This window comes from Streptomyces sp. Tu6071, from assembly GCF_000213055.1.
Taxonomy (GTDB): Bacteria; Actinomycetota; Actinomycetes; order Streptomycetales; family Streptomycetaceae; genus Streptomyces; species Streptomyces evansiae.
Genome location: NZ_CM001165.1, coordinates 3,216,038 through 3,229,884, shown reverse-complemented (window position 1 = coordinate 3,229,884; position 13,847 = coordinate 3,216,038). Strand labels below are relative to the sequence as shown.

Annotated in this window: 8 protein-coding genes; 2 read left to right on the top strand and 6 right to left on the bottom strand. The window is 73.5% G+C overall.

Annotated features, from left to right (window positions below):
* Positions 1–177: 177 nt before the first annotated feature.
* The 4 genes from STTU_RS13230 to STTU_RS13215 all read right to left on the bottom strand — a co-directional run bounded on the left by STTU_RS13230 (position 178) and on the right by STTU_RS13215 (position 8,261).
* Positions 178–1,899 carry a hypothetical protein gene (locus tag STTU_RS13230; protein WP_007823547.1) on the bottom strand — a complete coding sequence of 574 codons (1,722 nt, stop codon included), beginning with the start codon at positions 1,897–1,899 and terminating at the stop codon, positions 178–180.
* 405 nt (positions 1,900–2,304) lie between these two features.
* Complete coding sequence (locus tag STTU_RS13225) at positions 2,305–3,957, bottom strand: hypothetical protein (protein ID WP_007823543.1); 1,653 nt, start codon at positions 3,955–3,957, stop codon at positions 2,305–2,307.
* A 474-nt stretch (positions 3,958–4,431) separates the two neighbouring features.
* On the bottom strand, positions 4,432–5,253 hold the full coding sequence (locus STTU_RS13220) for a DedA family protein (RefSeq protein WP_007823540.1): 822 nt from the start codon (positions 5,251–5,253) through the stop codon (positions 4,432–4,434).
* Between the two features lie 533 nt (positions 5,254–5,786).
* Complete coding sequence (locus tag STTU_RS13215; RefSeq protein ID WP_007823539.1) at positions 5,787–8,261, bottom strand: terpene synthase family protein; 2,475 nt, start codon at positions 8,259–8,261, stop codon at positions 5,787–5,789.
* 386 nt (positions 8,262–8,647) lie between these two features.
* On the opposite strand from STTU_RS13215, the gene STTU_RS13210 reads away from it, so the two are divergent.
* Positions 8,648–10,051: a family 2B encapsulin nanocompartment shell protein gene (locus tag STTU_RS13210; RefSeq protein WP_029396688.1), complete on the top strand. Its 1,404-nt coding sequence runs from the start codon at positions 8,648–8,650 to the stop codon at positions 10,049–10,051.
* A 139-nt stretch (positions 10,052–10,190) separates the two neighbouring features.
* Here STTU_RS13210 and STTU_RS13205 read toward each other — a convergent pair whose 3' ends face one another.
* The gene (locus STTU_RS13205) at positions 10,191–10,985 is read right to left on the bottom strand and encodes a DUF4232 domain-containing protein (RefSeq protein WP_007823537.1); all 795 of its coding nucleotides are present in this window, start codon (positions 10,983–10,985) and stop codon (positions 10,191–10,193) included.
* A 256-nt stretch (positions 10,986–11,241) separates the two neighbouring features.
* Here STTU_RS13205 and STTU_RS13200 point away from each other — a divergent pair, with 256 nt between their 5' ends.
* Positions 11,242–12,729 (top strand): helix-turn-helix domain-containing protein, encoded by a 1,488-nt coding sequence (locus STTU_RS13200; RefSeq protein ID WP_007823536.1) that lies wholly within the window; start codon positions 11,242–11,244, stop codon positions 12,727–12,729.
* 178 nt (positions 12,730–12,907) lie between these two features.
* Here the strand turns inward: STTU_RS13200 and STTU_RS13195 are convergent, their stop codons facing one another.
* On the bottom strand, positions 12,908–13,846 hold the full coding sequence (locus STTU_RS13195) for a hypothetical protein (RefSeq protein WP_007823535.1): 939 nt from the start codon (positions 13,844–13,846) through the stop codon (positions 12,908–12,910).
* Between the last annotated feature and the right edge of the window lies 1 nt (position 13,847).

Sequence of the window (13,847 nt, the reverse complement as noted above, 5' to 3'; positions counted from 1 at the left end):
GGCGGCGGCTGTGGCCGGGGGCTCGGAGGGGCCTGGACTGAGGGGGCTCCGTGCTCGGTGGGGGAGTGGGGCGGGGTGGCGGTCCCGGTCCCGGTCGGGGCCCGGTCGGGGCGGCGGTCCGGTCGTGGTGGCGGCCGGGGCCTGGTCGGGAGCCCGGGTGCGGACCGGTCCCGTCGCTCAGGAGGACGACAGTTGCGTCGTGATCTCCTTGATCCAGTACGCCTTGCGGGCCTCGTCGTCGAGACTCGCCTCCCACGCCTCTCGGGACAGCCGCTGCTGCTCCGGTCCCGCCTTCAGCACCTCCAGGAACTCCCTCGCGTGGCGCCGCATTTCGGCCGACGTGTGCTCGCTGCCCGCGACGCCGGGACCGGCCGCCAGCGCGTACAGCCTGCGGGCCGCGTGCTCGCGTTCGCCGTTCTTCGCCTTCTTCCAGAACTTGAGCGAGTACGCGAGCGCCTCCTCCCGCGAGACCGGCTCGGCGTGCTCCTCGCCCGCCCCGGCGAAGCGCTCGGGGTGGCGGACCTCGTTGTAGCGCTTGGCCCCGGCGCGGTACGTCTTCCAGCCCGCGCCCGCGAGGATCACCCCGGCCGCCGAACCGGCCAGCGCCCAGCCGGCCGGGTTGCTCGCCAGGCCCGCCGTCGCCGCCGCCGCGATCGTCATCGCCCCGGCCGCGCCCTTGAGTCCTTCGCCGCCCAGCGTGAGTGCCTGCTTGCCCAGCTTGAACTTCTGCTTCTTGACGCCGATGTCGCGGACCGAGGACAGAGCCGCCAGCTCCGTGTCCCGCTTCTCGGCGTCCCTGACGGCCCCCGCCGCCGCCGCGAGATTCCGCAGGGCCTCCTCGACGGAGTTGACGGCGGCCGCCGCCGTCTCCTCGTCGCGCCACGCGGCGAGATCGCGCAACCACTCCGCGTCCCGCAGCGCCCACCGCGCCGTCCGCTCGGCCGCGCGGAGCCGCTCCCTCTCGTCTGCCCCGGTCGGCTCGGGAAGCTGAAAACCGCGCATCGCACGGTACTTGCGCGTCGTGAGCCGCACCCGGCGCCCGGCCCGGCCCGCCTTCGCGACGGCCGTCACCGCGGACACCGCCCCGCTTGCCTCGGCGACCGCCGCCGCGTCCGCCAGGCTCCCGGCCTTCAGCGTCTCGCGCGCCACGGTGAAGATGTCCGCCACCGAACTCGCGGTACTCATCAGGCTGTCCATCGCCTTCACCCGGAGCGACTTGTGCGGGGCGTGGGCGGGGGCTCCCTCCGGGGTGCCCGCGATGTCCTTCGCCGCCTTGCGCGCGCCGATCCCGCCGACCGCCGCGCCGAGCGCGTCCACGAGCAGGTTCTCGGCACCGGCCGCCATGCCCGAGTGGGCGATCTCGTGGGACAGTCCGGAGTTCTGCTGGGCGGAGGCGTACTGCGAGACCCCGGCGTTGGTCGGCACCTGTCCGTAGCGGACGGCGGTGTCGGGGATGTCGGCGAGCGGCTTCGCGTCCTCCATCCCCTTCACCGCCTGAGCGCGCGCACGGCGCGTGGCGGCGGGGACGGCTTCGGCCGGGGCGGGGCCGTCCGCCTCCGTACTGGTGCGGTCCGCGCTCGTACGGTCCGTGCTGGTGCGGGCCTCGGTGGCGCGGTCTTCCGTGGTGCGATCCGCGCTCGAACGGCTTCTGCCCGAGCGCGGAGAAGCGGGCCCGGGCGAGGGCGTCTCCCGCTCGGTCGGTGCCGTTGACGTCACCGATGCCACCGATGCCACCGTCGCCCGGGCCCGCTGCACCGCTTGGAGCGTCGCACGGTTCCCGGCGCGGGCCTGGAGGGTCAGCAGTGCGTGCGCGGCGGGGCCGACGGGCGGTTCCCGACGGCGGACGGGCGGCGCGGCGGCGGTGCGCCGGTGGGGACTCGCGTGCATCGGGGTGCTCATGGGCCGCCGCCTTCTCGTACCGGAGCCGTCTGCGAACGGACGGACCGGGCCGAAGCTAGCGACCCCGCACCGGCGTGCGGAGCGGCTCCGGGGCAGCGCCACCGGGCGGAGGGGCGGACTCGGCGGATCGCCCGTCAGACGGTCCACATCGCGAGATGAACAGGCGCCGAACGAGCTGTGGAGCGGGGGATAAGCGCAGGTCAACGCCGTTTTCGGGGACGAGATCCGGGTGTGCCCGCGAGGGACGCCGACGAGGGCCGGGCGGCCCTCGCGGAAGGTTCGCGAAGCCGGCCGGGTGCCCACGGCGCCGGGGACTCGGGAACGTACGGGGGCGTGGCACCCCGCCCCGGCCTCCGTACGCCCGCGCGCCCCACTCCGCCCAGGTCCCCGGCCGGGCCCCGTCCCTCAGCCCGAGGCGAGCTGCGCCGCGATCTCCGCATGCCAAGAGGCCGTGCGATCGGGGTCGTTGAGGGACTCGGCCCAGGCCTCCTGGCTCAGGCCGAGGTGGGAGGGGCCGGCCTTGAGGGCGATGAGGAGGGCGCGCGCCGAGGCGCGCATGTCGGGGGCGGTCTCCTTGCTGCCGGGGATCGCCTCGCCCGCCGCGCGCTTGTAGATCTCGCGCGCGACGGCCTGCCGCTTGCCGTGCTCCACCTTGCGCCAGAACTTGAGCGATTCCTTGAGCGCCTCGTCCTTGGTCTTGGGCTCGCGGTAGTGCTCGGCGCCCTCGGGGGCCCACCGATTCGGGTCCTTGGCGTCCTCGTACCGCAGTTTGCCCGCTTGGACGCTCTTGTAGAGCGCGCCGCCGAGGAGGAATCCGGCCGCCGCGGCCGCGAGGCCCCAGCCGACCGGGGTCGTCGCGAGACCGGCGGTCACGGCGGTCGCGATCGTCGCCGCACCGCTCGCCGCCTTCAGGCTCTCGCCTGCCGCGCTGGCGGCGAGTTTGCCCATCTTGTGCCGCTGCTTGCTGAGCGAGTAGTCCTGGGAGTCGGCCATCGCGTTCGAGTCCTCGGCATGCCTCAACCGTGCCGCCGCCTCCTTGACCTCGGTGGCGGCGCCGATCGCGGTGTCGAGGGCCTCGTCGAGCTGTTCCGCGAACTGCTCGCCGCCCTCTTCGTCCCACATCCGGTTGAGCGCGACGTAGGCCCGGCCGAAGGCCAGTTGCCCCGTCCTGTTCGCCTCGCCGAGCTGTGCGACGGCTTCCTCGGAGGTGCGTACGGGCTTGTCGAGCTTCTTCAGCTGGCTGTACTTGCGCTGCGTGAGCGCGAAGCGGCGGGCGTGGCGCCCCGCCTTGGCGACGCCGAGTACGCCCGAGACGCCGCCGCTCGCCTCGCTGACGTTGAGCGCGTGCTCCACGGCCTCGCTGCGCAGCATGTCCTTGACGGCGCTGAGGCCGTCGCCCGCTGTGGTCGCCGAGTTGCTGAGGGCGTCGGTCGGCTTCGTGCGCGTCTTCTTGTGCGGCTGGTGCGAGGTCGGCCCCGTCGGGTTCGCCGCGTAGTCCTTGCGCGCCTTGCGCGCGTCGATCACGTCGAGCCCGGCGTTGACGCCGTCCGCCAGGAAGTTCTCCGCGCCGACCGCGAAACCGGAGGCGGCGGCGGCATGGCTGATGCCGGTGTCGCCGCCTGTGGCACCGAGGTTGTTGACACCCGCGTTGCCCGGGATCTGGCCCCGGCTGACGAAGGTGTCGGAGATGTCGAAGTGCTTCTTCGCCCGGGTGAGCGCGGCGGACATGCGGTCCCGCAGCTTCTTCCGCTCCTCCTTCACGGCGATCTCGGGTGTCTGGGCGCGCTGGGGAGCGGCGATCGCGGGTGTCCGCGCGCGGGTGGAGGTGGTGACCTCGGGCGTCCGGGACTGCTGGGAGGAGGCGCTGAGCTCGGGGATATCGGGCAGGGCCGGGGACTGCCCCTTGCCCCGCGCGCGCTGCACGGCCGCGTACGTCGCGGCGTTGCCCGCGCGGGACTGGAGGGCGTGCAGGGGATGCGGTGCCGACGCGGACTCCCGGCGGGGGCGCTGCCGTACGGGGAACTCGCGGGCGGAAGTGCCGTGGACGGGAGTGCTCATACGGGGGCCGCCGCCTTCTCTCGCCTTGCCGCGTACGGGTCTCGCCGGGCCGGGATGCCGGCGCCGGGCGGGCCGGTTCCGGGTACGGGACCGGCCGGTCCGACAGTAATGGGCGCGAGGTCCTTCGCGGAGCGGTCTCGGGGGCAGCGTGCGAGGGCCGAAAGGGCGGGATGGGCGGGATCGGCGGGGCGGGATCGGCGGGGCGCCGGGTGGGGGCTGGGTGGGGGCGGCCGTACGGGCGCCGTGGCGCGGGGCGCCCTTACGGGGCGCCGCCCGGGGTGCCCCGCGCGGCGCGAGTCCCTGGCCCGGCCCGCCCGTCTCGCCCTCCAGGGAGCGGAGCACCGCGAGGGTCCGGCGCGTGTGGGCCGGGGAATCGGGCAGGCCCGGCTTCCTGCCCGGCGGCCGGGCGGGGTGCCGGCCGCCGCGTGGGGGAGGCCGGCGCGGCGCGGGGAGCGCCACGGTCAGGGGCCCGGCTCAGGGGCGCCGGTGGCGGCGCGGGCTTTCGGGTCGCTTCCGGTTCCGTACGAGGAACGCGAGCCACACCGCGAGGGCCACGGCGACGGCGACCACGACGAGTCTGCTCGCCAGACCCGCGTACCGCTCAACCAGCTCCCAGCGGTCCCCCAGGAGGTAACCCGCGCACACCAGAACGGAGTTCCAGGCGAGACTCCCGAGCGCCGTGAGCGCGGTGAAGGTGGGCAGCGGCATCCGGGTCAGCCCGGCGGGGACGGAGACGAGGCTGCGGAAGACCGGGATCATGCGGCCGAAGAGGATCGCCTTCGTGCCGTGACGCGAGAACCACGCCTCCGTACGCTCCAGGTCGGAGACGCGGACGAGCGGGATGCGCGCCCACAGGGCGTAGAGGCGCTCACGGCCGAGCCGGACGCCGATGCCGTAGAGCGCGAGGGCCCCGACGACGGAGCCGAGCGTGGTCCAGAAGAGGGCGGACGCGAGGGTGAGGACCCCGCGCCCCGCCGCGAACCCCGTGAGGGGCAGGACCACTTCGCTGGGCAGCGGAGGGAACAGGTTCTCCAGCGCGATCGCGGCCCCGGCACCGGGACCGCCGAACCGCTCGACGAGATCGGTCGCCCAGCCGGTGAGGCCGCCTGCGGAGGAGGTGGCGGAGGGGGAGGGGGCGGAGGTGGTTCCGGTTGCCGTTGCGGCTGAGGTGGTGGCGGTTGCCGCGGTGGTGGTGGCTGCGGCAGCGGAGGCTGCGGAGGTGGTGGCTGCGGTGGCGGAGGCTGCGGTGGTGGTGGCTGCGGTGGCGGAGGCGGTGGCTGCGGTCAGGGTGATCATGGGGGCTCCTGTGGGCGGGGTCCCGGCGCGGTACGAAGGGGTAACGAACGGGTGGGACGTGGTTCTCCGCAGGAGGGGGGAGGTTTTACTCGGGGGGTGGGGGTGGGGGTGGGGGTGTGGGTGGGGTCGGGGGAGGGGCATGAGGGGCACGGGGGGCATGGGGATTGCGGGCGGGTGTGGTGCACGGCGGGGTCGGCGGACAGCCCCCACCCGCCCTGGGGGGCTCCCCTGCTATCAGTCTTCCGCAAGTCGGAGGCACCGCTCGGCCACCTTCGCGAATCTGTGGATAACTCCGCTGAAGTCGTACATCCCGCCACTCGATGGGGTGAGACGAATGCGCGCGACACGCCGGGTGGATCGTTTCTGCCGGGCAGTTCGTTGGCCATAGGTGGGTGAGCGCTCACCTACTCGTGAGGTACCCCTCCCGCTCGGAGGGGCGGCGGGCGGGCCGCGCCCGTTGCGCGATCCGCCCGCCGCCCCTGTCGGAGACGCCCGCCGCCTGTCGGAGACGCCCGCCGCCCCGTCCGTTTCGCCTACCGCACCGCGCCCGGCCCCACCCGCGCCGCGCTCGTCCCGATCCCGGAGGGGTGCTGCCACCCGGGCGCGGTGGCCGCCACCGAAGGCACCGCGCTGGCATCCGTCTCAGGCGCGGCACCGGACGCCGTTGCGGGCGCGGCACCGGAGGCCGCCTGCCGGGGAACGGACCCCGCCGCCGGTACGCCGGCGGGAGCCGTCATCTGCACGTCGGCGAGTGCGGCCCCCGGCACGGCCACAGCCGCCGCCCCCACAGCCGCCGGCCCCGTCGCGAACACACCCCCGGCTCCCGGCCCCGGCCCCGCCGCCCCCGGCACCCCCGCCCCCCGCACCGCCGTCTCCGGCACCGACCCGTACGGCAGGCACCCCGGCAGGAATGCCGCGTCGTAACGCCGCACACCTCGATGCCAGTTGAGGATGCCGGCGAGCCAGTCGCGCAGCTCGCCCAAGTACGTCTCCATCGTGCCGATCTGCTCGTGCGACAAACCGAAGTCCTCGTACAGCACCGGCAGTTCGTTCGCCACCGCGTGCTCGAACTGGTCGAGCCTCGCCGCCATCAGGTGCTCCACCATGCGGAACGCCGTCGGGTAGTCGCACCCGAAGAAGTTCTCCACCACCAGCACCAGGTTGTGCAGCTCGCCCTCGTACTGCACCTCCTTCTGGTACGAGAACACGTCGTTGATCAGGCAGCCGTAGTCCGCCACCGCGTTCTCCAGGGCGCGCACCGTGCCGCTGTCGAGCACCCCGGCCGGCAGCGCGGCGGCGTGCCGCATCCGGCTGAGGCTCATGGTGAGTTCGGAGCCGAAGGTGTGGCGGCGCATCTCCAGGTAGTCGACCGGGTCCGGGACGCGGTGCTGCGCCTGGTTGCCCAGTTCCCACAGCCAGCTCTCCAGCATGTGCTCCACGCCGTCGCGGAAGGCGGCGCGCGTGACCGGGTCCATCGGTCCCGCCGTACGCGTCCACAGGTCGGCGAGGGAGCGCTCGATCGGCGCCGCCGCGAAGGACGCCGCGAGCGCCGGGTCCTCCAACGGCATGCAGGCGAGCAGCCGTTCGTGCAGCACGCGGGCCGCGACGAGGTCGCGCGGGCGGCCGAAGACGAGCGGGTAGTAGTCGTCCCCGTACGTGCCCCACGTCAGCCACTCGGCGCTGAGTTCCAGCTCCTCCGGGCTCGCGTCCGGGTCGAGCCCCGCCGAGCAGAGCGCGAAGTCGTAGCCTTCCAGCTTCTCGCGGTCCCAGATGTCGTTGAGGAGCCCCATCCGCTCGGCCCAGTCCACGGACGCGGTGCGCGCCCGCTCGTGGTACGGGCTCAGGCCGAGCGGATAGCTCAGCGTGAGGTCCGGTAGCAGGGACGGGCCTTCGTGGGTGTGCGGGGGGCGGGTGTGGGAGCGCAGGCGGGCGCGGGCCGGTGTGCCGAGGGCGGCGGCGAGGTGGACCGCGCTCGTACCGAGCACCCCGGTGAGACCGGCGGCCACGCCCGAGACGGCGCCCTCGTTCATGTAGCGGCTGGAGCGCAGGTGCCACTCGTGGCCGCCCGACTGCCAGTCCTGAAGTCCCTTGACGTACGAGGCGAGTGCCGCGTTCTCCGCCGGGTCGAGTCCGTACTCGGCGCTCAGCGCGGGCAGTTCGACGAGCGCGGTGTTCTCGAACTGCTGGAGCCGGGAGGTGAGCAGGTCGTTGACCGCCTCGGCGGCCTCCGGGGTCGTGCACCCCAGGAAGTGCTCCAGCACCAGCACGCCGTTGCTGAGTTCGCCCTCGTCCTCGACCTCGCGCTGGTAGGAGAAGAGGTCGTTGCGCAGGTGCACGGCGTCCGAGAAGGCGTCCGTGAGGACGCGGAGGGGGCGGGTTCCGGCGACCCGGGCGGGGAGTTCGGCCCCGGCCGCGTACTCGACGAGGCCCGCCGACCACGGCGCTCCGCCGACCTTGCGGCGCATCTCGATGTACTCGACCGGGTTGGAGATCCGGCCCGCGTTGATGTTGGACAGCTCCCACAGCGACTCGTTGAGGAGATTGCGCGTCGAGGTCGAGAAGCGCTCGCGCCAGTCCGCCGACATCGCGGGGACCGTGCGCCGCCACAGGTCCGCGAGCCCCGCCTCGACCGGGTTCTCCGGCTCGGGGAAGCCGTCCGCGAGGTCCGCCGGCATGAAGGCGGGCAGCCGGTCCAGGTACGCCTTGCCGCCCTCGCGGTCCTGGCCGCGCTTGAACAACTCCAGGAAGTGGTCGTCGAAGAAGAAGACCCACACGTACCAGTCCGTGACGAGGTTCAGCGCCTCCTCGTCGCAGTCCGGGTGCGTGTAGGCGCAGAGCAGCGCGTAGTCGTGCGCGTCGAGATCGCGCTGCTCCCACACCCCCGAGCCCTCCAGCATGCCCATCGACCTGGCCCACGCGCGCGCGTGGACGCGGGCGGCTTCGAGGTGCGGGTTCAGCCGGGCCGGGTACGGGACGTAGAAATCGGGGAGCGTGAAGGGCTGGGCCATGGATCAACGCCAATACGCGTCGGGAATGCGGACCCATGGAGTATCGGGGACCGGCGTGAGGCCCCGCAATACATTCGGCTTTTCCGCAAAGCGGTACCGAATACGGCTCGGAAAACGTGGGCAGGAGCACATTTCGTACGGGCCGGACGTCGTTTTTCGTACGCCGTCCCCGCACGGGTGATCACCCGCGAAACGGCTTGACCGGAACCGGTGTCCGTGCAGGTCGGTGCGGGTGTGCCCGGGGTTGCGCGGGTCCCGTCCCGCCCACGTACCGCCCTCGTGCCTCACTCGTACGGACGTACGGCGATTCACTCCGCAGATGGGTGCGGGGAAATGCGATCGGCTGTAAAAATGGCTCGGCATTTCACCGACACGGAGGTATTCATTTGTCCGTCCGCGCTGAAAACGAAGCACAGGAAACGCCCCAGCAGGCACTCGGGGCAGCGGCGGCGCGCAATCTCGCCACCACCACGAAGTCCGCGCCGCAGATGCAGGAGATCACCTCCCGCTGGCTGCTCAAGGCGCTGCCGTGGGTCTCTGTGCAGGGCGGCACCTACCGGGTCAACCGCCGCCTCTCCTACTCCGTGGGCGACGGCCGCGTCACCTTCGTCCAGACCGGCTCGCAGGTCAGCGTCATCCCCGACGAGCTGCGCGAACTGCCGCCGCTGCGCGACTTCGAGGACGCCGAGGCGCTCCGCGAACTCGCGGGCCGCTGCGAGCAGCGCGTCTACCCCGCCGGTACGGTCATCACGACCGCGGGGGAGTCCGCCGACGCGGTCCACCTCCTCGCCCACGGCCGCATCGCCCGCCTCGGCACCGGCTCGTACGGCGACGAGACGAGCCTGGGCCTCATCGGTGACGGCTCCTACTTCGGCGAGCAGGCCCTCCTGTCGGACGACGCCGTCTGGGAGAGCACGGCCCGCGCGGAGACCGAGTGCACGGTCCTCGTCCTCACCCGGGCGGACGTGCTCAACCTCGCCGAGCGCGCCCCGGCCCTCGCCGAGCACCTGCGCCGCGCGGCCCTCGTGCCCGAGCAGCGCACCAACAAGTACGGCGAGGCCGCGATCGACCTCGCCGCCGGGCACAGCGGCGAGCCCGTCATCCCGCACACGTTCGTCGACTACGAGGCGAGCCCGCGCGAGTACGAACTCTCCGTCGCCCAGACGGTGCTGAAGGTCCACACGCGCGTCGCGGACCTCTACAACCAGCCCATGAACCAGACCGAGCACCAGCTCCGGCTCACCGTGGAGGCGCTGCGCGAGCGCCAGGAGCACGAACTCGTCAACAACCGCGACTTCGGGCTCCTCGCGAACGCCGCCTACGACCAGCGCCTCCAGCCGCACGACGAGGTGCCGAGCCCGGACGACATGGACGAACTCCTCTCCCGCCGCCGGGGGTCGAAGCTCTTCCTCGCGCACCCGCGCGCCATCGCCGCCTTCGGCCGCGAGTGCAACAGGCGCGGTCTCGTCCCCGAGTCGATCGACGTCGGCGGCCACCGCGTCCCGACCTGGCGCGGCGTCCCGATCTACCCGTGCAACAAGATCCCGGTGCGGGACGACCGCACGACATCGATCATCTGCATGCGTACGGGCGAGGAGGAGCAGGGCGTCGTCGGCCTGCACCAGCCGGGCATCCCCGACGAGCTGGAGGCGAGCCTGTCCTGCCGCTTCATGGGCATCGACGAGCAGGCGATCATCTCGTACCTCGTCACCGCCTACTACTCGGCGGCCGTCCTCGTCCCGGACGCGCTCGGGGTCCTGGAGAACGTGCAGGTGAGCCGCTGGCGCTGAGCCGACGGCGCTGAGCCCGCACACGGAGCGGCCCGTACCCCCTCGGGTGGGGTACGGGCCGCCGCGCGTCCGCCGGACCGGCACGTGCACCGGGTCCCCGCGTCCGCCGGACCGGTGCGCGTTCACCGGGTCCGGGCGTTCACCAGGTCAGCGCGTCGCTCATCTCGTTCTGCCAGTAGCTGACCGCGGCGTTGTCGTCCAGGTACACCTTGCCGCCCGGCGCCTTCAGCGTGGCGGTGCCGCCGACCGTGCCCGCGTCGTCGCGGCCGGGCATCGAGACGGTGACCTTGCGCGAGGTACGGGCGTGGTCGCCGTCGCCGCCGAGCGCGACCGAGGCGTAGGCGTGCTCGCCCGGGGCGAGCGTCACGACGGCCTGCGGCTTCGACTCCTCGATCCGCTGCGTGGCCGCCTGGTCGCCGTCGAAGCCGACGTACGGGGCGTAGTAGGCGTTGCAGGTGGCGCCGGAGGTGTTGGTGAGGGTGATGAGGAGGTGGTTGACGGGGCGGGAGACGGAGGAGACCTGGACCTTGCTGTTGGAGGCGGTGCAGGCGGTGTCGACGGGACCCTTCTTGGCGCCCTGACCGGCCTGCGCACCGCCGGCCGCGGCACCGGCCGAGCTCTTCGCCGTACCGCCGCCCGACGTCGTACCGCCCGCCGAGGCCGTACCGGAGTCCGAGCCGGAGGAGCCCTGGGCGGAGGCGCCCGAGGAGCCGGAGGTGCCCGCCGTGTTGCCGCCGTCCCCCTTCGCGGACTCCTCCGCGGGCTTCGCCTTCTCCTTCTGGCTCGCCTGGGAGACGGCGGTGGCGGGGCCCGCGTCCTTCGCCTCGCCGACGCCGCTGCCTTCGCCCGAGCAGGCGGTGAGCGAGAGGGCGCCCGCCGCGACGAGGGCGGCGGCGAGGGTACGGAGGGAGCGGGTGCGGGTGAAGGTGCGCATGACGAAGCCTCTCGGGCAGTACGTGGGTGTCGCACGGTCACCGGCGGTGTGCCCGGTGGCGCGGCCGGTCGTGAACCGGCGCCGTGCTTTGATGTCCTGAGCTTGGCCCCGCCCGTGTCCCGGCCGCCAGCGCGAGAGCCCCGGACGGGACGCCGGAACGGTTCCACCCCCTCTGACCTGCGCGAACGGGGGGCGCCTGGAACGGTCGGACGGGACGGCGGTGGGGGTGCGAAGGACTGAGGGAAGGCGGTACGGGGTGGGTTCGGGAGCCGAGAACGAGGCGTTCGCGGCACGGTTGAAGGAGCTCAAGGAGCGGTCCGGGCTGAGCTACGGCCAGCTCGCCAAGCGCCTCCACCTGAGCACGTCGACCCTGCACCGCTACTGCAACGGGGACGCCCTCCCGGCGGAGTTCACCCCCGCCGACCGCCTCGCCCGCCTCTGCGGCGCGGACCGGGCCGAACTGATGGACCTGCACCGCCGCTGGCTGCTCGCGGACGCGGCGAGGGCGGCGGCGAAGGAACAGCAGGAGGCCGTACGGGCCGAGCCGCCACGGCCCGCACCGGTGGAGCCGGTACCGGAGGGGGCCGCCGAAGCCCCCGTACGGGAGGAGCCGGCGGCGGCCCCGGAACCCGCGGAGGCCCCCGCCCCGCACGAGACCCCTGCCGCGCCCGCCCCGCACAAGCTCCCTACCGCGCCCGCCCCCGAGCGGCAGCCCGCCGACGAGCGGCACGACCAAGAGCCCGCCCGCGAGCAGTCGCCCGCCCCCGAGCAGTCGCCCACCCCCCAGCAGTCGCCCACCCCCGACCAGGAGCTTCCTGAGCCCGCCCTCACCGCTACGGCCCCGCCGCCGCGGCCTCGCCCCCGCCGCTCCCGCGTCCTCCTCGCCTCCGCCGCCGCGCTCGTGGTGCTCGTGGCCGGGGGCGGGATCGTGGCGGGGCGGCTCGCGGGCGGGGACGGCGGCGGGGACACCGAGGCCGCGAAGGCGGGACACGCGGCGGCGGCCGACCGGGCGGTGACGCCGAGCCGCATGGAGAGCGAGAGCCCCACGCCCTCGAAGAGCCCCTCGCAGACGCCCTCGCCGCGCACGACCCCCAGCCGCACGGCCTCCGCACCGCGCACGTCCCCCACCGCCGAGGCCCCCACGGGCACCCCGGTCACGGCGCGCGTCAACGCGCACGCGTGGGAGGACCCGTGCAGCCCCCGCTACCTCGTGCACAGCGACCACGAAGAGATGCCGCCACCGCCGACCGAGGGCGACGCGCCGGGCTGGGCGCGGGCGCTCGGCGCGGTACCGGCGGGGAGGCAGCGGATCGCGGTGACGCTCCAGGGGACGGGCGACGAGACGGTCGTCCTGAACGCGATGCGGGTGCGGACGCTGCGGAGCGGGCCGCCGCTCGCCTGGGACGCGTACATCATGGGCGTGGGCTGCGGCGGCAACGTCCCCGCGGAGGGCTTCACGACCGACCTCGACGCGCCCCGGCCCGCGCTCAAGCCGCTCTCGGGGCAGCGGGACTTCCCGTACAAGGTGAGCGCGAGCGACCCCGAGGTGTTCTACGTGACGGCGAACACGACGGCGCACGACGTCACGTGGTGCCTGGAGATCGACTGGTCCAGCGGCGACCGCCACGGCACCCTCCGCGTCACCGACGCGGGCACCCCCTTCCGCACGGCCCCCGCCAAGAACCGCCCCACGTGGCAGTGGCCACCGGGCGACACGGCATGGGGACCGGAGGTGAAGGGCTAGGGCCTGTCTGACAATTCCCGTCTGCCGCGCGACGCCATGCACGCCCTCCCACCGCGCCGGCCCCGGACCCCGGTACGTCCAGTACAGGGATCCGGGGCCGGCGCGCCGGGAGCACGCACCTGACACCGCGCGGCCGCCCTTCGGGCGACGACGGGAATTGTCAGACAGCCCCTAGGGCTCAGCCGACGGGCGGGTCGAGGACTTCCGCGATCGTGCGGACGGTGAGGGCGCGGTCGAACCAGGCGTCGAGGGTGTCGGTGTCGGTGCAGGCCCTGATGCGGGCCTCGGCCGCCTCGGCGAAGGGGATGCCGCGGGCGGCGAGGAGCCTGAGGAGGGCGGAGATCCTGCCCTCGGCCATGCCCTCGGCCTTGCCCTCGGCCTTGCCCTCCGCTTTGCCCTTGGCCTGTCCTTCGGCCTCCCCTTCCAGGAAAGTCCGCTCAAGGAGAGTGCCGCTTCCGGGGAAGTAGCTGGCCCTCATGATGTCCTCCCAGAGTGCGCGGTGGCTGGTGCCGGCCAGCCCCATGTTCACGATATCGAAAAAGTACTCACTGGACCGCGGATCGGCCTTGCGCAGCGCGGCACCCAGCGCCCGCAGTGTCTCGTGGGTCAGCTTGTGCCCGGCGTGCGTGAGGACCGAGAAGACCGCGAGGGCGATGTCGTCGGCGGCCTCGGCCGGGTCGGTGATGAGGGGGATGTTGTGCGGGCCCGCCACGAGCGGGCGCAGCGTCAGGCTGGGCCAGTTCGCCCCGCCGAGTTCGAAGGGGCCCTCGGCCCAGTGGGCCGTGGGTGCGTCGGCGCAGACGACCAGGAGATTGGCCGGGCACTGGTACTTGGCCGTCAGATAGCCCAGGTAGTAGGTCCAGCTCGCGGCCTTCTCCGCGGACTTCCTGCCCTGCGCCTCGATGGCGAGCAGGAAGGGCTTCCCCTCCGAGGGCGTGATGTGCAGGACGCTGTCGATGCGGCGCTCGACGGGACGCATCTCGGTGACGTCGGAGTTGAGCACGTCGACCGCGAGTTTCGTAGGCAGCGGGACCCCGAGCATCCGGAAGACGGGGCCGAGCAGTTCGGGCCGGTCCTGGAAAATCCGGTGCGAGGCCTCGTGATGGGAGGTGACCATG